Source organism: Microbacterium sp. Ru50 (assembly GCF_002920555.1).
GTDB classification, from domain to species: domain Bacteria; phylum Actinomycetota; class Actinomycetes; order Actinomycetales; family Microbacteriaceae; genus Microbacterium; species Microbacterium arborescens.
The window spans coordinates 1-719 of record NZ_PQSV01000043.1; the positions used below are offsets into that span (position 1 = coordinate 1).

Annotated in this window: 2 protein-coding genes; both read right to left on the minus strand. The window is 72.7% G+C overall.

The window, feature by feature from the left end; genetic code table 11:
- On the minus strand, window positions 1–336 hold a 336-nt coding region (locus C3481_RS16140; RefSeq protein ID WP_308457290.1), incomplete at its 3' end, for a nitrilase-related carbon-nitrogen hydrolase.
- A gap of 179 nt (window positions 337–515) precedes the next feature.
- A partial coding sequence (locus C3481_RS16605) for a hypothetical protein (protein ID WP_219817685.1) occupies window positions 516–719 on the minus strand: 204 nt, incomplete at its 5' end.

Genomic DNA, 719 nt, shown 5'->3' on the forward strand with positions numbered 1-719 from the left:
GACCGTGCCGTCGGCGTCGATGACGGCCGCGGTGTTGTAGTAGAAGCCGGACTGCTCGACCTCGAAGACCGGGACGACGACGACCATGCCCGTCTCGCGGGCCAGCTCCTGCATCCGGCGGACGGTCGGGCCGTCCGGCACCGGCTCCGCCCAGCGGTAGTGCTCCGGCTCCTGCACCTGGCAGAAGTACGGGGCGTTGAAGACCTCCTGGAAGCCGATCACCTTCGCGCCCTGGGCGGCGGCCGCGCGGGCGTGCTCCTCGTGTTTGGCGATCATCGACTCGGTATCGCCCGTCCAGGTCGCCTGCACCAGTGCGGCACGTACGACATCGGCCATGAGCTGCTCCTTCGCCAGGGCGTCGAACAACCGGTCAGCGCGAGCTCTACGCGTGTGGAGGTGACCGTAGGACGGCTTCCGCACCGTGGCAAGACCATCTCGGCCGTGCCGCACGGCCGATCCCCGCCCCCGGGGGGTAACGGCCGTGCGAACTGCCGTGGGCCGTGGTGCGCATGGGGTCAGCGGACGCCGAGGAGGCGGTCCGGCACGCCGGCCGTCCGCAGCGCGTGGACGACGTCCCGGCGGCGGTGTTCGGACACCGTCTCCGCGGCCTCCAGCAGCAGCGGCACCAGCGCCTCGGTGGCACCCGTGGCCGTCGCCGCCCCGGCCGCCTCCTCCGCGGTACGCGCCCGGACCATGGCGGCCAGCAGCTCGCGTGCCTC